The sequence below is a fragment of the Pseudomonas sp. FSL R10-2964 genome (genome assembly GCF_009600035.1).
GTDB lineage: Bacteria > Pseudomonadota > Gammaproteobacteria > Pseudomonadales > Pseudomonadaceae > Aquipseudomonas > Aquipseudomonas bubulae.
In genome coordinates this window covers 1-18064 of sequence record NZ_WIWH01000027.1, presented here as the reverse complement: position 1 = coordinate 18064, position 18064 = coordinate 1, and the positions used below count along the sequence as shown (strand labels likewise).

General features: G+C 57.9%; 15 protein-coding genes. 8 read left to right on the top strand and 7 right to left on the bottom strand.

The genetic code is table 11. The features are described from left to right. Positions 1-12: 12 nt before the first annotated feature. Both GHN92_RS15935 and GHN92_RS15930 read left to right on the top strand, forming a co-directional pair. A complete protein-coding gene (locus GHN92_RS15935) occupies positions 13-1740 on the top strand; it encodes an autotransporter assembly complex family protein (protein ID WP_095001668.1) in 1728 nt (575 codons plus the stop codon). Next, entirely contained in the window at positions 1737-5411 is a 3675-nt protein-coding gene (locus GHN92_RS15930) for a translocation/assembly module TamB domain-containing protein (protein ID WP_095001667.1), read from the top strand. Before GHN92_RS15935 ends, GHN92_RS15930 begins: the two co-directional genes overlap by 4 nt. A gap of 117 nt (positions 5412-5528) precedes the next feature. Here the strand turns inward: GHN92_RS15930 and GHN92_RS15925 are convergent, their stop codons facing one another. Continuing rightward, a complete protein-coding gene (locus GHN92_RS15925; protein WP_095019299.1) occupies positions 5529-6524 on the bottom strand; it encodes an aldo/keto reductase in 996 nt (331 codons plus the stop codon). A gap of 112 nt (positions 6525-6636) precedes the next feature. Here GHN92_RS15925 and GHN92_RS15920 point away from each other — a divergent pair, with 112 nt between their 5' ends. After that, positions 6637-7542 carry a LysR family transcriptional regulator gene (locus GHN92_RS15920; protein ID WP_095001665.1) on the top strand — a complete coding sequence of 302 codons (906 nt, stop codon included), beginning with the start codon at positions 6637-6639 and terminating at the stop codon, positions 7540-7542. 150 nt (positions 7543-7692) lie between these two features. Beyond that, positions 7693-7881, top strand: a complete 189-nt coding sequence (locus GHN92_RS15915; protein WP_095020889.1) for a hypothetical protein — start codon at positions 7693-7695, stop codon at positions 7879-7881. On the opposite strand, the gene GHN92_RS15910 is transcribed toward GHN92_RS15915, so the two are convergent. Both GHN92_RS15910 and GHN92_RS15905 read right to left on the bottom strand, forming a co-directional pair. After that, complete coding sequence (locus GHN92_RS15910) at positions 7878-8264, bottom strand: fe2+ zn2+ uptake regulation protein (RefSeq protein WP_095001663.1); 387 nt, start codon at positions 8262-8264, stop codon at positions 7878-7880. The genes GHN92_RS15915 and GHN92_RS15910 overlap by 4 nt on opposite strands. A 202-nt stretch (positions 8265-8466) precedes the next feature. Beyond that, positions 8467-9468 carry a FecR family protein gene (locus GHN92_RS15905; protein WP_095001662.1) on the bottom strand — a complete coding sequence of 334 codons (1002 nt, stop codon included), beginning with the start codon at positions 9466-9468 and terminating at the stop codon, positions 8467-8469. 164 nt (positions 9469-9632) lie between these two features. Between GHN92_RS15905 and GHN92_RS15900 the strand changes: the two genes are divergently transcribed. Continuing rightward, the gene (locus tag GHN92_RS15900) at positions 9633-9908 is read left to right on the top strand and encodes a PepSY domain-containing protein (protein WP_095001661.1); all 276 of its coding nucleotides are present in this window, start codon (positions 9633-9635) and stop codon (positions 9906-9908) included. An 86-nt stretch (positions 9909-9994) separates the two neighbouring features. Here GHN92_RS15900 and GHN92_RS15895 read toward each other — a convergent pair whose 3' ends face one another. From GHN92_RS15895 to GHN92_RS15885, 3 genes are all read right to left on the bottom strand, one after another. After that, entirely contained in the window at positions 9995-10546 is a 552-nt protein-coding gene (locus GHN92_RS15895; RefSeq protein WP_095001660.1) for a GNAT family N-acetyltransferase, read from the bottom strand. Between the two features lie 112 nt (positions 10547-10658). Then, positions 10659-10916: a DUF2790 domain-containing protein gene (locus GHN92_RS15890; protein ID WP_095019298.1), complete on the bottom strand. Its 258-nt coding sequence runs from the start codon at positions 10914-10916 to the stop codon at positions 10659-10661. Positions 10917-11201: 285 nt separating this feature from the next. Further along, positions 11202-11456 (bottom strand): DUF2790 domain-containing protein, encoded by a 255-nt coding sequence (locus tag GHN92_RS15885; protein WP_095001658.1) that lies wholly within the window; start codon positions 11454-11456, stop codon positions 11202-11204. A gap of 304 nt (positions 11457-11760) precedes the next feature. Here GHN92_RS15885 and zapE point away from each other — a divergent pair, with 304 nt between their 5' ends. Further along, entirely contained in the window at positions 11761-12879 is a 1119-nt protein-coding gene (zapE, locus tag GHN92_RS15880) for a cell division protein ZapE (protein ID WP_095020886.1), read from the top strand. A gap of 154 nt (positions 12880-13033) precedes the next feature. Here the strand turns inward: zapE and dkgB are convergent, their stop codons facing one another. Then, positions 13034-13837: a 2,5-didehydrogluconate reductase DkgB gene (gene dkgB, locus GHN92_RS15875; protein WP_133144179.1), complete on the bottom strand. Its 804-nt coding sequence runs from the start codon at positions 13835-13837 to the stop codon at positions 13034-13036. 318 nt (positions 13838-14155) lie between these two features. Between dkgB and GHN92_RS15870 the strand changes: the two genes are divergently transcribed. Together GHN92_RS15870 and mgtA are read left to right on the top strand one after the other, a co-directional pair. Beyond that, the gene (locus GHN92_RS15870) at positions 14156-14635 is read left to right on the top strand and encodes a sigma-70 family RNA polymerase sigma factor (protein ID WP_095019296.1); all 480 of its coding nucleotides are present in this window, start codon (positions 14156-14158) and stop codon (positions 14633-14635) included. A gap of 347 nt (positions 14636-14982) precedes the next feature. Next, positions 14983-17745 (top strand): magnesium-translocating P-type ATPase, encoded by a 2763-nt coding sequence (gene mgtA / locus GHN92_RS15865; protein ID WP_153380572.1) that lies wholly within the window; start codon positions 14983-14985, stop codon positions 17743-17745. Positions 17746-18064 lie beyond the last annotated feature (319 nt).

Sequence of the window (18064 nt, the reverse complement as noted above, 5' to 3'; positions counted from 1 at the left end):
GCATCCGCGCCTATGACGTTCCCAGGAAGATTTACCAGTGGTGTTGTCCTGCTGCTCAGCAGTTTTGCGGCGTGTGCCCAAAGCGAGTTGGTGGTCAAGGTCAAACCGGCAAACGACGCCCTCAAGGCCAACGTGGAAGGCTATATTGGCAGCCTCGGCGATCGTGACGAGAAAGCGCTTTTGCGTTTTCAACGTGGCGCGCAGGAGCAGGCCCTGAAAGCCTCCCAGGCCTTGGGTTACTACCAGCCCTCCATCGACGCCGAGGTCAAGCCCGGCGATCCGCCGCGTCTGGTGTTGAGCATCGATCCCGGCGAGCCGGTGCATCTGCGCAACGTCAACGTGCGCGTCGAAGGCCCGGCCGCTTCGCTGAAGGCCTTTCAGATACCGGCCAGCGATGATCTCAAACCCGGCGCGGTGCTCAATCAGGGCAACTACGAAGACGCCAAGCGCCTGATCCAGAACCGTGCCCTGCGTTACGGTTTTTTCAATGGTAAATTCACTCAGCATGAACTGCTGGTCGACCCCAAGGGCGGTTTTGCCGATATCAATCTGGTCTACGAAAGCGGCCCGCGTTTTTTTCTCGGTAAAGTCAGTTTTGCCGGCGATGCACCCTTTGACCAGACCTTGCTGCAACGCATGGTGCCGTTTACCCCGGATACCCCGTACGACTCGGAACTGGTTGCCGAACTTAACCAGAACCTGCAAAGCAGTGGCTACTTTGAAGTGGTGCGCGTCGATGCCGCACCCAGTACTGCGGTGGGGCAGGTGATCCCGGTCGACGTCGACCTGGAAACCCGCAAGCCGCGCACCATGACCCTGGGCCTGGGTTACTCGACCGATACCGGAGCCCGTGGCAAGGCCAGCTGGATGCGCCACTGGGGCAACCCGCGCGGTGACAGCTACGGCTTTGAATCCGAAATATCCCAGCCCAAGCAAAACGTCGGTGCCTGGTATGACATCCCGCTGGATCCACCGCTGACCGATAAACTGCGTCTTGCTGCGGGTTATCAAAACGAAGAAATCGCCAACACCGACACCTTGAGCAAGCTGCTCACGGTCGGCCCGGAGTGGCACAGCAAACTGGATAACGGCTGGACGCGCGTCATCTCGCTCAAATGGCAGCATGAAGAGTACCGCCTGGGCGATGACTCGGGCCTGAGTACCTTGCTGATGCCGGGCGTCAGCTATTCGGTATTGCGCAGCGACAACCGCATCGACCCCAGTCACGGCTACAGTGTGACCACGGATATGCAGGTGGCCAAGCAAGGGTTGATGTCCGATACCAACCTGCTGCATGGCGATGTGCAGTTCAAGGCGTTGACCACCCTGTGGGAAAAACACCGCTTTTTGGGCCGGATCCAGTTTGGTGGCAGTGCCACCAACGGCTACAAATCGATTCCACCGTCCCTGCGCTTCTTCGCCGGTGGCGACCAGAGCGTGCGCGGTTATGATTACCAGAGTCTGTCGCCGAAAAACTCCGAAGGTGATCGTATTGGCGGGCGCTACATGCTCGCGGGTAGCCTGGAATATCAATATCAGTTCGCCGAAAAGTGGCGCTGGGCGACCTTTGTCGACCAGGGCAATGCGTTCAACACACTGGACTTTCCGAGCCTGAAAACCGGGGTCGGCGTTGGTATTCGCTGGATCTCGCCGGTAGGCCCCATACGTCTGGATCTGGCCCATGCGCTGGATGACGATGGCGGTGTCCGTTTGCACTTTTCGATGGGGCCAGAACTGTGATTCGTGGTTTGAAAATAGCCGGGCTGGTGCTGGTGGCGTTGGTGCTGCTGGCCGTTGTCAGTGTGGGCGTGATTCTGGGTACGCAAGCAGGCAGCCGCTGGGTGCTGGGGCAGGTACCGGGTTTGCAGGTGGAGAATTTTGCCGGGCGCCTGGGCGGCCAGTGGGGTGCCGATCATCTCTTGTGGGAGCAAGGCACCAGCCGGGTGGAGGTAAGCCGGCCGATCTTTGCCTGGTCGCCGGGTTGTCTGACCCGCATGACGCTGTGTATCGATCAATTGCAGGCTGACGCCATCAGCCTGCAATTTCCGCCCAGTGAAGACAGCAGCAGCGGGCCGATCAGCCTGCCGGAGCTGAAATTGCCGCTGGCGATTGAAGTGGGTGTGGTCAAGGTCGGCAATGTACTGTTCAACGGCATCGAGCAGCTCAAGGGCATGCAGATGTCGGCGCAGTGGACGGCCAAGGGCTTGCAGCTCGACTCGGTGCAGGTCGAGCGCGAAGACCTCAACGTTGACCTGTCCGGCCTGCTGCAACCCAATGGCGACTGGCCGTTGACCTTGCAAGGTAACGTCAGCCTGCCAGCTCCGGATGGCAAACCCCTGGCGATCGCGCTCAAGGTTGATGGCAATCTGCGTACTAGCTTGAACCTCAAGGCCGACACCACCGGTTACATCAATGCGCACCTGACGGGCGAGCTGCAGCCTTTGGCCGACAACTTGCCGGCGCAATTGAAAATCACCGCCGAACCGTTCAAGGCCAGCCCCGATCTGCCGGACACCCTGGTGCTCAATCAGTTGTTGCTGACGGCCAAGGGCGACCTCAAGGACGGCTATGAATTGAATGGCAGCGCCCTGTTGCCTGCCGAAAAACAGCCAGTGAACCTGCAGCTCAAAGGCCGCGTGGATGCCAAGGGTGCGCAGATCGCTGCGCTGGACCTGACCGCCAACCCGCAGCAGCGCCTGAAACTGTCGGGGCAAGTGGACTGGCATGAAGGCTTGAGCGCCGAGGCCAAAATCGACTGGCTGGAGTTTCCCTGGCACAACCTGTATCCGCTGATCGACAAGCCTGATGTGGATTTGCGCACGTTTGTGGGTGAAGTGTCCTATCGCGACGGTAATTATCTGGGCAACTTCAAGGCGGACCTTGATGGCCCGGCGGGCAAGTTCAGCCTCAGCAGCCCGTTCAGTGGCGATCTGGGCAAGGTCTTCCTGCCGCAGCTCAAACTGGTGGCCGGGCAGGGCAAAGCCGAGGGCCACGTCAATGTGCAGTTTGCCGATGGCGTGGTGTGGGACACGGCGCTGGACCTGAGTGCGCTCAACCCTGCGTATTGGGTGGCCGAGTTGCCGGGTACGCTGGCAGGCCCGTTGCGCAGCAAGGGTTCATTTAAAAACGAGCGTCTGGAGCTGGATGCCAATCTCGACCTCAAGGGCCGTTTGCGCGGCCTGCCTGCGGTGCTGCAAGCCAAGGCCCAGGGCGCCGGTGAGGCCTGGACCGTCAGTGCGCTGGATATTCGCCTGGGCGATAATCGCATCAATGGTAGCGCCAGTTTGCAGGAGCAAATCAAGGCCCAGCTTGATCTCAATATGCCGCGTCTGGGCCAGCTGTGGCCCGAACTGCGCGGTCAGCTCAAGGGCCGTGTCGATGTAGGCGGAACCCTCAAGGCACCGCAAGGCAAAGTGGCGCTCAATGGGCAGCAACTTGCGTTTGCCGACAATCATCTGCAAAGCCTGACCCTGGATGCCAGCCTCGATCGCAACCAGCGTGGCCGCATCGACCTCAAGGGCAGCGGCATCCGCGCCGGTGACACCCAACTGGGCGTGCTCACCGCCAACGGCAGTGGCGATATCAAGCGTCAGCAGCTCAAGCTGGATTTGCAAGGACCGTTGGTGCAACTGGGCCTGGCCGTGGATGGCGGCCTGGACAAAGGCAACTGGCGCGGGCGACTGGCCAGTGGCGACGTCAAGGCCGGCGGCCAGGCCTGGGTGCTGCAAAACCCGGCACGGCTGGAGCGCCTGGCCGATGGCCGGCTCAATCTGGGCGCGCAGTGCTGGCTCTCCGGCCCGGCGAGCTTGTGCAGCGAAGAGCAGCGCCTGGTGCCGGACCCGAAACTGCGTCTGCACCTCAAGCAGTTCCCCCTCGACAGCCTGGCTGAGTGGTTGCCCAAGGACTTCCAGTGGCAGGGCCAGCTCAATGCCGACTTGATGCTGGACTTGCCTGCCAGCGGGCCTAAAGGCCAGGTGGTGGTGGATGCCAGTGGTGGCACGTTGCGCTTCAAAGACAAGGGCCAGTGGCTGGACTTCCCATACCAGGCGTTCAAGCTGACCAGCAACCTGACCCCTAACCGGGTTGAATCGCGGCTTGATTTCGATGGTGGCAAGCTGGGGCAGTTGATGCTGGCAGCGCGGATCAATCCGCTGCCCAAAAGCAAACCTGTTACCGGTGAATTCCGTCTCACCGGGCTGGATGTGTCGATGATTCGTCCGTTTGCGCCGATGGTGGAAAAACTCACCGGCCAGCTCAACGGCTCTGGCACGATATCGGGTGCTTTGCTGTCGCCCCATGTCAACGGCAATGTGGCCCTGACCGGCGGTGAAATCTCGGGGCCGGAGCTGCCGACCAACTTCGAGAATGTGCAGCTTTCGCTGGCCATCAACGGCGAAACGGCGCAGATCAATGGCGGCTGGACCAGCGGCGACAAGGGCCAGGGCAGCGTCAGCGGCAATGTGGCCTGGGGTCAGGCAGTGGCGGTCAATGTGCTGGTCAAGGGCAACAACCTGCCGGTGACGGTCGAGCCTTATGCCAAGCTGGAAGTCGCCCCGGACCTGAAAATCTCCCTCAACCCCGACAACACCCTGTTGATCGCCGGTACGGTGAACGTGCCCAAGGGTGAAATCGTGGTACGGGAATTGCCACCCTCGACGGTCAAGGTGTCAGATGACACGGTGATTGTGGGCCAGCAGACGACGGGTGAAGCCGCGCCGATGCAGGTCGACATGGATATCACCGTGGTGGTGGGGCAGGAGTTGCTGACATTCTCCGGCTTTGGCCTGAACGCCGATCTGGCGGGGCAGGTGCATATTGGCAACGACATGGACACCCGTGGCGAGCTGCGCCTCAATAACGGTCGCTACCGTGCCTATGGCCAGAAGCTGACCATACGCCGTGCGCGTTTGCTGTTCGCCGGGCCGATTGACCAGCCTTATCTGGATATCGAAGCGGTCCGCCAGACCGACGACGTGATTGCCGGGATTCGCCTGACAGGCAGTGCGGAACAGCCCACTACGCAAATCTTCTCGGAACCGGCCATGAGTCAGGAACAGGCGTTGTCCTACCTGATTCTTGGGCGTCCGCTGACGGGTACCGGGGAAGATGAAAACCTGCTGGCGCAGGCGGCGCTGGGCCTGGGCCTGATGGGCAGTTCGGGGATTACCACCAGCCTGGCCAACCACCTGGGGATCAAGGATTTTGAGCTTGATACCGAAGGCACCGGCAACAGCACTGCAGTGGTGGCCAGTGGCAAGATCAACGAGCGGCTGAGCGTACGCTATGGTGTGGGTGTGTTTGAACCTGCCAGTACCATTGCCCTGCGCTACAAACTGAGCAAGCGTGTGTATGTCGAAGTAGCCAGCGGTTTTGCCAGCTCGCTGGATATCTTCTACAAACGGGATTTCTGACGTGCTGTGATATGACCTGATGGTGTGGGAGCGAGCCTGCTCGCGAAACAGGCGACGCGGTTTGCCTGTATCGCGAGCAGGCTCGCTCCCACAGGATAGGGTAAAGGTAGTGCAGTCTCAGAGAGTGAGCTGCTTCATCGTTGCTTCGGCATAGCGCAACCCGGCCACGGCACTGGCCGGGAATATGCTTTCCAGTGCGGCCAGCTCGCTGGCGCTCAGCTTGACCTCCAGCGCTCCCACATTCTCCTGCAGATACTTGCGTTGCTTGGTGCCCGGAATCGGGATCAGGTAATCGCCCTGTGCCAGTACCCAGGCCAACGCCAGTTGCCCGGCCGTCACGCCTTTTTCGGCAGCCAGGGTTTGCACTTGTTCGACCAACAGCAGGTTTTTGCCGAAGTTCTCACCTTGGAAACGGGGATTGAAACGGCGGAAATCGTCTGCGGCAAAATCGTCCACGGTTCTTAGCGCACCGGTCAAAAACCCCCGACCCAGCGGGCTGTAGGGCACAAAGGCAATGCCCAGGCGCTGACAGGCTTCAAGGCAACCGTTGCCTTCCTGGTCGCGGCTCCACAGCGAGTACTCACTTTGCAATGCGCTGATCGGATGCACTTTGTGCGCTCGTTCAAGGGTCGCCACCGATGCCTCGCTAAGGCCCAGATAACGCACCTTGCCTGCCTTGACCAGAGCTGACAGCGCGCCGACGGTTTCTTCAACCGGTACGTTCGGGTCCATGCGGTGCTGGTAGTACAGATCGAGCGTCTCAACCCCAAGGCGCTTGAGGCTGCCTTCGACGGCCTGGCGGATGTACTCGGGGCGACCATTTATGTCGCGAAAGGCCGGATTGGCCGGGTCGCGGACGATGCCGAATTTACTGGCCAGAAACACTTGCTCGCGTTTCCCGCGAATGGCCTGGCCAATCAGTTCTTCGTTGGTGTGTGGCCCATAAATGTCGGCGGTATCGAGCAGGTTGATGCCCAGTTCCAGAGCGTGGTGCAGGGTGGCCACGGCTTCGCGGGTGTCGCTGCCGGTGGTGTAGAAGTCGGTCATGCCCATGCAGCCCAGGCCAATAGCGCTGACCTGAGGTCCGTCTTTACCCAGTTGGCGAGTGTGCATGCGAGGTGCTCCTGAATGAGTGGGGGTAGAGCTATTCTTCACCTCGACAGTGGCAAGATAAACAGGGTAAATACACCATCACTGTTCGTAATTTCTAAACAATGGAGGGGTTATGGACCGTTTCAACGCGATGCGGGTCTTCACTCGCATCGTTGAACTGGGCGGCTTTACCAAGGCTGCCGACAGTCTGCAATTACCTCGTGCATCGGTGACGGTGTTGATCAAGCAACTGGAAGCGCATTTGGGCGTGCAGCTGCTGCATCGCACCACTCGCCAGGTCAGTCCGACCCTGGACGGCGCGGCGTACTACCAGCGCTGCGTCAACCTGCTGGATGATCTTGAAGATGCCGAAGGGCTGTTTCGCGGCAGCCAGCCCAAAGGCACGCTGCGGGTCGAGATGCCCGCTTCGGTGGGGCGTCTGGTGGTGTTGCCGGCCTTGCCGGAGTTCACGGACCGTTACCCGCAGATCGAACTGGAAATCGGCCTCAACGACCGCCCGGTGGACCTGATTCGGGAAGGTGTGGATTGTGTGATCCGCGGTGGACTGACCATGGACGACTCCCTGGTGGCGCGGCCCCTGGTGCAGATGGATCAGGTGACATGCGCCAGCCCTGCCTATTTGCAAGCTCGCGGTGTACCGCAATCGCTCGAAGACCTGAGCGGGCATCAGGTGGTGGAATATTTCTCCAGCGCCTCGGGCAAGCGTTACGGGCTGGAATTCCAGGTCGATGATGAAGTGCGCCTCGTCGACTTGCCCAAGCGGCTTGCGGTCAACAGTGCCGAGGGGTATCTGGCGGCGTGTGTGGCGGGGTACGGGCTGGTGCAAACCCCCCATTACCATGTTGCGCAGCTGGTGCGCGAAGGGCGCCTGCAAGAAGTGCTCAGAGACTGTTTGCCACCGCGGCTGGCGTTAACAGCCTTATATCCACACCATCGGCAATTGTCGCCGCGGGTACGTGTCTTTGTGGATTGGCTGGTGGACCTGTGTGCCCGGCCGGGGAGTGCCTTCAAACGTTAGCCCGGGCCTGCAGGGCAGGCCCGGGATGTTCGTTGGTGGCAGCCAAAAAGCTGGCTTGGCTGTAAGATGGGGCCCGATTTTTTCAATTTCTCCATGAAAACCGACCCGGTTGGCGGCTTTCGTATACGGACTTACTGTCAGGAACAGGTCATGACCCCTTCGCAGCGCTTGAAATACTCGATTTTGATATCACTGGTGGTTCTGGGCATCATGTTCGGCCTTTCTTACTTGCAAAACGCCGGCATGATCACCGAGAAGATGTTCCAGTACATCGCCATCGGTGTGGCCGTGGTCGTGGTTGTCATCAACGGCGTCATGCGCCGCAAGACCAAGATCTAAGCTTCGATCTTGCCGGTCAAAACGGCTTCAGCCTGTGGATGCAGGCTGTAGCTCTTGTCGCTGTTGAGTACCACCACCCCTTCGCTGCACAGGCGCTTGAGTACCTCGCGCACACTCAAGAATGACAGCGGGATATCCAGCGCCTGCAAGTGGCTGTGCATGCCGCGCACCCCCAGCCTGCGATCATTGCCTGCAGCCGTTAACAGCGCGTCAATGACCTTGAGCCGCACCAGGCTGGTACGCAGCCCGAAACACTTGAGCAGGTGGCGGATCCGTTCGTTGCCTTGCAAGGGCGCGAGCGCTTCAAGCAGCCCGGTATCGGGCTGAAAAGCGACTTCGCGATGCGGGTTTCTACCATCCGTTGGTATTTGCTGGTTATGCATGCAAAAAACTCCTTTTCAGAGCCTGATCAGGAAAAGAAAAAAATGCTCTTACTTAACTAGACGAATGAGCGACAGAAATCATGAACATTCAAATGTAGAAATTTTGTCGTGAATTCGTCTCAATCGCGTTTGCGACCAGTGTAGGCGGGGGTTTGGAGCGATTATTAAATTTTTTTAATCGTGAAGGGCATGCTCTGGCCCTCTACAGGGCCTGGCGGGCAGTCAGCACCGGCCGACCCTCGGTGTTGCGGCTCAGGTATACCGGCAACACTTTGGGCAGGGAGGTCACCAGATGATCGATTTCCCGGGTATTGAATACACCCCCAATGCGCAGTTTGCCGGTGGCGCTGTCGGCCAGGGCGAGGGGAGTGTCGAGGTAGCGGTTGATCAGGGGCAAGGCGTCAGCCAGTGACAGGTTGTCCAGCACCAGCTGGCCGTTGCGCCAGGCCAGCTCGGAGGTGACGGCCGCGACCGGGCCAATTTGCGCGGCATGGTCGCCTGCCTTGTAACGCGCCTGCATGCCCGGCTCCAACCGCAGGCCATCGCCACTCAGGCGCTTGTTGCTGGTGACCAGCACCGAACCTTCGAGCAGGGTGATCCGCACCTGGTCTTCGTACATCCACACATTGAACTGGGTGCCTGTGACACGCACCTGGCCTTCTGCCGCCTGCACCAGAAACGGGTGGGATGCGTCGTGACTGACCTTGAAAAAGGCCTCGCCCTTGCTCAGGGTCACCTGGCGCTGATCCTTGTAGTTACTGAAGGTCAGTTGGCTACCCAGGTTGAGTTCGACCTGGCTGCCATCGGGCAGTGTCACCGTCCTGGCACTGGCATCGGCGCTGTAGCGCTCATGGGCATTGGGCACCCAGCCCAGTTGCCAGCCGCTGTAGGCTGCCACGGGAAGGGCGAGCAGGGTAATGGCGGCGGCCACGGCAAAGCGCTGCCAGGTGCTGCGGCGCGGTGCGGGAGGCAATGCAACCACCCGGGCTGGAGCGGGGGCCGGACGTGTCAGGTGCGCACTGATGTCCCAGACATCCAGCATCGCTTCATATTCCAGCGCGTGGAGGGGGTTGGCATTTAGCCACACAGCGAAAGCTTCACGTTCCTGGCAGGTGCAGTCGGGCTCGTGCAAACGCAGGCACCACTGAGCCGCAGCTTCGGTGATGGCCTCGTTTTCAGCGTCTGTGTGGCGTGTTTCACTCATTGATATTTCCCGGTTTTGCGCATTCTAACCCCGTGCCAGAGCTAACGAGAACATGAGCCATGTCAAAAGCATGTCATTTAGCCCTATGGCCGGGTTTTTCTCTGCTACGGTTGTTCCAGTCACATTGAGTACCAGACGCAACATCAATTAATGGAGTTAAGACAATGTTGAAGAAAACCTTTGCTGCTGTGATCACTACTGCTGCTTTGTTGGGTGCCGGTGCAGCGATGGCTCAGCCTGTTGATCCGAACTGGGCATTCTCCAAGGAGTTGGTCGAAGTTCTCAAGAACAAGAACGGCTACACCGTGATCAAGAAAATTGAAGCCCAGGACCCGGCTGCCGGTATCTGGAAGGCCGAAGGCATCAAGAAGGTCGATGGCCTGGAATACGAAATTATTTTCGATTCGACCGGTAAGGTAATTTCCGAGAAGAAAGACTGATTCCCGGTACCTGAAACGAATCGTGCACTGAGCGTTTCTACCCGGCCCTGATCGTTTGTTTTGACAGGGTCGGGTGTTTTTACGCCTCAGGTTTTCTGCCGGGCCAACCATTGTTCGCGAGTTATTCCCCACAGCTCGCATGGCAGCCTGCCGCTGACAAAGTCTTTCTCTTCCCTGCCTATCAAGCGCATTCCGCCTCGCTCGGAAATAAGTCGTGAAGCCGTATTGGGCGCCGCTTTGGGCACGTGCATGCACGCGCGGTGCAAGGTCTTGAACCAGTAGGCATCGACCACCTCGCAGGCTTCGCTCATCAACCCCTGACCCTGCCATTGCGGCGCCAGCCAGAACCCCCGGTTGTTGTCCACGGCATCCATCAAGCTGATGCTGCCAATCAGCTCATCTGGCTCTGCTAACAGGCGAATCGTCCAGTGCCACTCTTCGCTGCGGGCCATGGCTGGCAGCGCCACGTCACGCACATAGCTCAGTGCGCCATCGTCCGGGTAGGGCCATGGCACGACTGCATTCAGGTAGCGCACGACTTGCCAGTGGGCAAAGCGCCTCTGGATGGCGGGCGCGTCGCTTAGTTGCAGGGGTTGCAGTACCAGTCGCGAGGTCTGGAGGGTAGGTAGGGGCTGCATCGTGGGTGGCTCCTTGCCATTGGTTTGCGTCGAGAGTACCGCGCAATGCCATCCATAAAAAAGCCCCCGTTAAACGGGGGCTGTATGGGGATAGTTGCGCCTGGCGATAATATCAGCCGTTACTGCAACCATTGCCCATCACGCGATACTCAAGAATATGACGCTGACCCTGGTGGTCTTCGTAGGTCATTTGTGCGGGCACTACTTCACAGACGTCGGCAGCCGGTGACACGCTGATAACTTTGGCAATATCCAGGTCGGTGGCATAAGTGTAATGCTCGACCACCGGTTGTAGTTGCGTAACTTGAAGTTCGTCAGCAGCCGCCAGCGTAGAAAAGCCAATAAGTGCAAGAGCGATCAAACGTTTCATTTATAAGACCTTAAAACAATCACGAATCACTGACTTCAGTTGCCATGGTGGCGGTCGAAGTTGTTACGCCGTGGAGTAAGTGGCGTAACACGAAGTACCGTGCCCTGTTTCAGTGTTGCGTTGAGGGATGTACATAGAATACGCGCGCTGCGTATTGATTAAAGTCAAAAGATCGTCATGGAGTCTTTCCGGATCAGTAACAATCGACGCTTTTTCCGCAGCACCACGAAAAAGCCCCCTCAAAGAGGGGGCTGGGGTCGCATCCGTGCGTGCAACCATTGAACTTTAGTGGGTGCTGCAGCCGTCGCCCATCACCTGGTATTCAAGGGTGTGGCGCTGGCCTTGGGAGTCTTCATAGACCATGGTGGCCGGTACCACTTCACACACCTTGGGTATGTTGGACAGGCTGACCACCCGCGCAATATCCAGTTGGGTACCGTAGTGGTAGTGTTCTACAGTCGCAGGCTGAACAGTGGAAGTTTCACCTGCAACAGCCAATGTGGCAAAACCGGCGAGAAACAGTGCAATAAGATTTTTCATGTGATTGGCCTCTAAAGTAATCAAGATTTAAAGCTGACTGACTTCATTTGCCGATAAGGCGGGAAGAAGTTACGACACCCGGCAAGGTCGCCGGGTGCGTACGAAGTACCGGAGTTTCAAGTGCAACTGATAGTTGAGTCATGTGAGTGAGGTTACGCTGATTTGCAAAAGTAAAAATAGCTGATGGCAAAATGCTCTGTTACCACATGGGTAACAATGTGAGGGCCCTGCGTTATTTTTCAAGTGCCTGGGTCGTCTCCTGGCTGGCATACTGGCCTCTCTGGTTCAGGAGCCATTTATCGATATGAATGTCGTGTCCCCCCTTAATGCCTATCAACAAGCTGTCGAACACCAGGGCTTTGTCCACGACCCCGCCCAATGGGTTGCAGTCCAGGCCTTGCAGCGCTGCCATGAGGCCCTGCACTCGGGTGCGCAGCCGGTCAATGGCGTGTATTTGTGGGGGCCGGTGGGGCGGGGCAAAACCTGGTTGATGGATCAGTTCTATCAAAGCCTGCGGGTGCCCGCACGGCGTCAGCATTTTCATCACTTTATGCAATGGGTACATCAGCGCCTGTTTCAGCTGACCGGTACGGCGGACCCGCTCAAGACACTGGCTAAAGGCCTGGGCGCGGAAGTGAAGGTGCTGTGCTTTGACGAACTGTTCGTCAATGACATTGCCGATGCGATTATTCTTGGGCGTCTGTTTCAGGTGATGTTCGATGAAGGCGTGGTGCTGGTTTGTACCTCAAACCAGCCACCGAACGACCTTTATGGTCACGGTTTTAACCGTGATCGTTTTGCTCCCGGTATTACGGCGATTCTCAAGCATATGGAGGTGGTGGCGGTAAACGGTATTGAAGACCACCGCCTGCATCCCGGCATTGCACATCAGCGTTACTGGGTGACCGGGCCGGGCCGGCCGAGTGCCATAGAGCCGGTGTTCAGATCCTTGACCGAGGGCCAGGCGGTGTCTGACCAACCCATTGATGTGGGCCATCGCTCGCTGAACGTGGTGCAGGCCAGTGATGGGGTGCTGTGGTGCAATTTTCATGAGCTGTGCGAGCAGCCGCTGGCGGCCACTGAGTTCATGCAGATTTGTGATCGTTACAAGGTCATGTTGCTCAGCGAAGTGCCCTGCCTGAGTGCCGAGCAGCGCGAAGGCAAAATAGCCCGTGGTACGGAAGACGGGGCGGTGAAGGTCGAGGCGGGGGATCGTGAGCTGCCGCAACTGTCAAAATACGATGACAGTGTGCGGCGTTTTATTGCCCTGATCGACGAGTGCTATGACCGCAAGGTACCGGTGTGTATTGAAGCGCAGGTGCCGATGGATCATTTGTATACCCAGGGGTACCTGGAGTTTGCCTTTCGCCGCACCTTGAGCCGGCTGCAGGAAATGCAGTTGCAGCGGTTTGGCCTCCAATAACCCGTGATTGCGTGGGCCGTGTAGTCGCTGACTCGCGGAGCGAGGCTGCGAGGGGGGCTTGAAAGCAATGGGAGGGTGCCCCTTCTGAACGTGTCCAGCCGCTCGCAGCCTTCGTTCCTCGTCAGCGACTACAAGGGGCTTGAAGGATTCAAGGTCAATCCCACGCTGGCGCAACGCTCTGTGGGTTGGTCAGGCGATGACCGCGGTCCAGGGCTGCAATCCGGGCCATGTCGTCATCGCTCAGTTTCAGTGAGCAGGCCTTGAGGTTGCTCTCAAGGTTGCTGCGCCTGGTCGAAGACGGAATCACCGAATAGCCCAATTGCATGGCCCAGGCCAGGGTCACTTGTGCCGCAGTGGCGTTATGGCGGTCGGCAATGGCCATGATCACTGGATCTTTAAGTACTTCGCCGTAAGCCAGGGTCATGTACGAGGTTATATGGATGCCCTGGCTTTGTGCGAATTCCACCACTTTGCGGTTTTGCAGGTAGGGGTGCAGTTCGATCTGGTTGGTCGCGATATTTTCCGCGCCCACCGCGGCAATGGCTTCTTTCATCAGGGCGATGGTGAAGTTCGAGACGCCAATCTGCCGGGTCAGGCCCTTTTCTTTGGCTTCAAGCAATGCGCCCATAAACTCGGCTACCGGGACTGCATTGTCAGGGCTCGGCCAGTGAATCAGGGTCAGGTCCAGATGGTCGGTGCGCAGTTTTTTCAGGCTCTCTTCAAGGCTGGGGATCAGTTGCTCCCTGGCGAAATTACTGACCCAAATTTTGCTGGTGATAAACAGTTCGTCACGCGCCACGCCGCTTTCGGCAATGGCCTGGCCGACTTCAGCTTCATTTTCGTAAATCTGTGCGGTGTCGATGGCGCGGTAGCCCAGGTCCAGGGCATTGCTGACCGAGTCTATGACTACCTGGCCTTTAAGGCGAAATGTACCGAGGCCAAATGCTGGAACTGTCATGGATATCTCCTTGGTGGACGTAAGAATGAGGTTGAGTCTCCTCGCCCTTCACCGGCGGAAAAACCGCTGGCCAAGCAAAGCACTCTTGACCACAGATCATGAATCTTCAGCTGACCCCCCCGACTGCCACCCCATTAGCGGTTTGCCGATTGGGATGCTGCTGAATGTTTCGCAGTTGTTTGAGGGGTTGGGGTTTAAATCTATATGAGAATTACTATAAATTACATCTACAAAAGTGCCATCATCACGCCGTTATCCCATTAGATCTGTTTCTGCGCTCATGGAGTGTTGCCGTTGCTGTTGCGGCCAGGAGTCCTGTTGGAAAACTACTATCGCGAACTGGTGGGCTTTTTGAGTGCCAGGCTGGGTAATGCCCAGGCGGCCGAAGACGTGGTGCATGACGCTTATGTGCGAGTGCTGGAGCGTTCAGGCGACGAGCCGATCGCGCAGCCACGTGCTTTTTTGTATCGCACTGCACTTAATCTGGTGATCGACGGCCATCGCCGCAGCAGCCTGCGCCAGGCCGAACCGCTGGAAGTGCTGGATAGCGAAGAGCGTTTTTACAGCCCCTCGCCTCAACTATTAATGGACCACGACCAGCGCCTGGCCATGATCCAGAAAGCCCTGGCTGAGCTGCCTGCGGCGTGTCGCGAGTGTTTTCTGCTGCGCAAGATCGAAGGACTGTCGCACCCTGAAATCGCCGAACGCCTCGGGGTATCGCGCAGTGTGGTCGAGAAGCATATCGTTAACGCCATGAAGCATTGCCGAATCCGTATCAGGCAGTGGGACAACGCCTGAGTGGCGCTAAAAAATCAGATTGCATGACATTTCAGAGATGAAACTGAACTGCGCCTGAAGAACTTTCTTATATGCACACCACAAACCCCACCAAGGTTTAATCTCGAAAACGTCGCGCATAAGCAGTTGGCGTCTTGGTTGGGCTGTTCTGGCCTGATTGCCCAAGTCCACTTATCGACACAGAAACGTATGTGATTACGCCCCTCCAGTGGCAGGTCGCAGCACGTTGCATGCGCGTGCCTTTTGGCTCGCTCACGAGTTTGACCCCATGAACGAAGGCCTCAGATCAATGCCGGCTGCGCAGGTACTCTGCATGGCGTGAGCGCAGGCGGCGCAGGAGCAGCACCATGAAACTCTCCCTGAAAGAATTTTTCGCCGGCTTTTTGCGGACTCGCCATATTGGCCGGCATTTCCGGCGTCTGGTCCTGCTCGACAGCCTGACCAACACCACGGTCAACCGCGAAGTACCACCCACGCTGGCACAGATGCTGGTGGTCGCGGCCAACAGTGACAGCGCGGTACTGATCGACAACCTGGGCACCCACACCGACGGTTTGAGCGACGCCGAGGTCGATGTGCTGCGCGATCGCCACGGCCTCAATGAGATCGAACACGAGCAGCCGCTAAGCCCCTGGATACACGCGTGGCATTGCTACAAAAACCCGTTCAACTTGCTGCTGACCTTGCTCGCCGCAGTTTCCCTGGCCACTGATGACATTCAGGCGGCGGTGGTGATCGGCACCATGGTGGTGCTGTCGACCGTGCTGCGTTTTTGGCAAGAGGCCAAGTCCAACAAAGCCGCCGATGCGCTCAAAGACATGGTGAGCAACACCGCGACGGTGATGCGTCGCGACTTCAGTGCAGACGCTTCGCCCGTGTTCGGCAAGTTTTCCGGCGCCTCACGCCAGATCAGGGGGGCGCAGCGTATCGAGCTGCCGATCAAGCAGTTGGTGCCGGGCGATCTGATCGTATTGTCTGCTGGCGACATGATCCCGGCAGATTGCCGGGTGCTCAGCGCCAAGGATTTGTTCGTCAGCCAGGCCGCGATGACGGGCGAATCCATGCCCGTGGAAAAGTTTGCGCGTCAGCTCGACAGCCAGACCAGCAACCCGCTGGAACTGGACACTATTTTGTTCATGGGCACCAACGTGGTGTCCGGGGCCGCCACTGCGGTCGTGCTGACGACCGGTAATAACACCTATTTCGGTGCTCTGGCGCAGCGCGTCGGGACCACTGAGCGCGGTGCGACCTCATTCCAGGCCGGGGTCAACAAAGTCAGCTGGTTGCTGATCCGGTTCATGTTTGTGATGGCGCCGCTGGTGCTGTTTATCAACGGCTTCACCAAGGGCGACTGGACTGAAGCCTTGCTGTTCGCACTTTCCGTTGCGGTGGGGCTGACTCCGGAAATGCTGCCAATGATTGTGACCTCGACGTTGGCCAAGGGAGCCGTCTTCCTGTCGCGTAAAAAAGTCATCGTCAAACGCCTGGATGCCATCCAGAACTTTGGTGCGATGGATGTACTGTGCACCGATAAAACGGGGACCCTGACACAGGACAAGATTTTTCTGGCCCGGCATGTGGATGTCTGGGGGCAGGAGTCTGACGACGTACTGGAAATGGCCTACCTCAACAGCTATTACCAGACCGGGTTGAAAAATCTGCTGGACGTGGCAGTACTGGAGCACGTCGAGGTCCACCGCGAATTGAACGTGGGGACGGCCTTCAGCAAGGTCGATGAAATTCCGTTCGACTTTACCCGTCGGCGCATGTCGGTGGTAGTGGTCGAGCAGGACCGGCCGCACTTGCTGATCTGTAAGGGAGCTGTCGAGGAAGTACTCTCCGTATGTAAGACAGTTCGTCATGGGGAGAAGGAAGAAACTCTTGGCGATGAACTCTTGGTGCGCATTCGCCAAGTGACTGCGGCATTCAACGAAGAGGGCTTGCGCGTTGTGGCCGTGGCTGCGCGGTCCATGGCTGATGGGCGTGACGCTTACAGCCTGAGTGATGAGCAGGAGTTGACGTTGATTGGCTATGTGGCGTTCCTCGACCCGCCCAAGGAGAGCACCGCACCGGCGCTTAAAGCCCTGGCCGAGCACGGGGTAGCGGTAAAGGTTCTGACAGGTGACAACGAGCTGGTTACGGCCAAGATCTGTCGTGAGGTGGGCCTGGAGCAGCAAGGCTTGCTGATGGGCAATGATATTGAACGGATGACGGATGCCCAACTGGCCGTGGCTGTGGAGACCACCAACGTATTTGCCAAACTGACACCCACGCACAAGGAACGCATCGTGCGTTTACTCAAGGCTAATGGCCATGTTGTGGGTTTTATGGGTGATGGCATCAACGACGCTCCGGCACTGCGCACGGCGGATATCGGCATATCGGTGGACAGTGCCGTGGATATTGCCAAGGAAGCAGCTGACATCATCCTGCTGGAGAAAAGCCTGATGGTGCTGGAGGAGGGCGTGCTGGAAGGGCGTAGAACCTTCGCCAATATGCTCAAGTACATCAAAATGACAGCCAGTTCGAACTTCGGCAATGTGTTCTCGGTGCTGGTGGCCAGTGCATTCATTCCTTTTTTGCCGATGTTGCCAATGCATTTGCTGGTTCAGAACTTGCTGTATGACGTGTCACAAATTGCCATCCCGTTCGATAACGTCGATGAGGAAATGCTGAAAAAGCCACAGCGCTGGCAGCCTGCGGATGTAGGCCGTTTCATGCTGTTTTTTGGGCCGATCAGTTCGATTTTCGACATCCTGACGTTTGGCTTGATGTGGTACGTGTTCAAGGCCAACACACCTGAACACCAGACCCTTTTCCAGTCGGGCTGGTTCGTGGTCGGGTTGCTGACTCAAACCCTGATCGTGCACATGATTCGCACGCCTAAAATCCCGTTTCTGCAGAGCCGCGCAGCGATGCCGCTGATGGTGATGACAGGGGTGATCATGGCAGTGGGCATCTTCCTGCCGATGGGGCCACTGGCGGGCTACTTCAAATTGCAGGCGCTGCCGCCGCTGTACTTTGTGTTCTTGCCCGTGATTTTACTGGCTTACATGGCGCTGACCCAGGCCGTGAAAAGCTTTTATATTGGCAGGTTTGGCTGGCAATAAGGCCTGGCCGGGGCAGTTGGCCGAAAAACTGCAGTCTTTTGTCTTTGCGTGGGCCCTGGTCTTAAAGGGCCGGTGTGATGGATCAACAGACTGCAGTGATTTACCCACAACCATTTGGAAGATTAAGAAAATTCGCACATGACGTGTAGCTATTTCCCTTCTCGTAAATCGTATTCGATTAGTGATTATGCGCGGCGCGATTGCGAACGGGCTATGTGTGTTATGCGCGAATATTGTCGCAATGAATCGCCCCTAGTTTCGTAGACACCTCCAAGCCTTAAAATGAGGCCCATTAGGAGGTGCCATGAGCAACCAGCGA

What these genes read in the sequence shown, in the direction of transcription:
- GHN92_RS15935 (WP_095001668.1), top strand. Translation starts at nt 13, where the DNA reads ATGACGTTCCCAGGAAGATTTACCAGTGGTGTTGTCCTGCTGCTCAGC.
- GHN92_RS15925 (WP_095019299.1), bottom strand. Translation starts at nt 6,524, where the DNA reads ATGCACACTCGCCAACTGGGTAAAGACGGACCTCAGGTCAGCGCTATT.
- GHN92_RS15920 (WP_095001665.1), top strand. Translation starts at nt 6,637, where the DNA reads ATGGACCGTTTCAACGCGATGCGGGTCTTCACTCGCATCGTTGAACTG.
- GHN92_RS15915 (WP_095020889.1), top strand. Translation starts at nt 7,693, where the DNA reads ATGACCCCTTCGCAGCGCTTGAAATACTCGATTTTGATATCACTGGTG.
- GHN92_RS15910 (WP_095001663.1), bottom strand. Translation starts at nt 8,264, where the DNA reads ATGCATAACCAGCAAATACCAACGGATGGTAGAAACCCGCATCGCGAA.
- GHN92_RS15905 (WP_095001662.1), bottom strand. Translation starts at nt 9,468, where the DNA reads ATGAGTGAAACACGCCACACAGACGCTGAAAACGAGGCCATCACCGAA.
- GHN92_RS15900 (WP_095001661.1), top strand. Translation starts at nt 9,633, where the DNA reads ATGTTGAAGAAAACCTTTGCTGCTGTGATCACTACTGCTGCTTTGTTG.
- GHN92_RS15895 (WP_095001660.1), bottom strand. Translation starts at nt 10,546, where the DNA reads ATGCAGCCCCTACCTACCCTCCAGACCTCGCGACTGGTACTGCAACCC.
- GHN92_RS15890 (WP_095019298.1), bottom strand. Translation starts at nt 10,916, where the DNA reads ATGAAACGTTTGATCGCTCTTGCACTTATTGGCTTTTCTACGCTGGCG.
- GHN92_RS15885 (WP_095001658.1), bottom strand. Translation starts at nt 11,456, where the DNA reads ATGAAAAATCTTATTGCACTGTTTCTCGCCGGTTTTGCCACATTGGCT.
- zapE (WP_095020886.1), top strand. Translation starts at nt 11,761, where the DNA reads ATGAATGTCGTGTCCCCCCTTAATGCCTATCAACAAGCTGTCGAACAC.
- dkgB (WP_133144179.1), bottom strand. Translation starts at nt 13,837, where the DNA reads ATGACAGTTCCAGCATTTGGCCTCGGTACATTTCGCCTTAAAGGCCAG.
- mgtA (WP_153380572.1), top strand. Translation starts at nt 14,983, where the DNA reads ATGAAACTCTCCCTGAAAGAATTTTTCGCCGGCTTTTTGCGGACTCGC.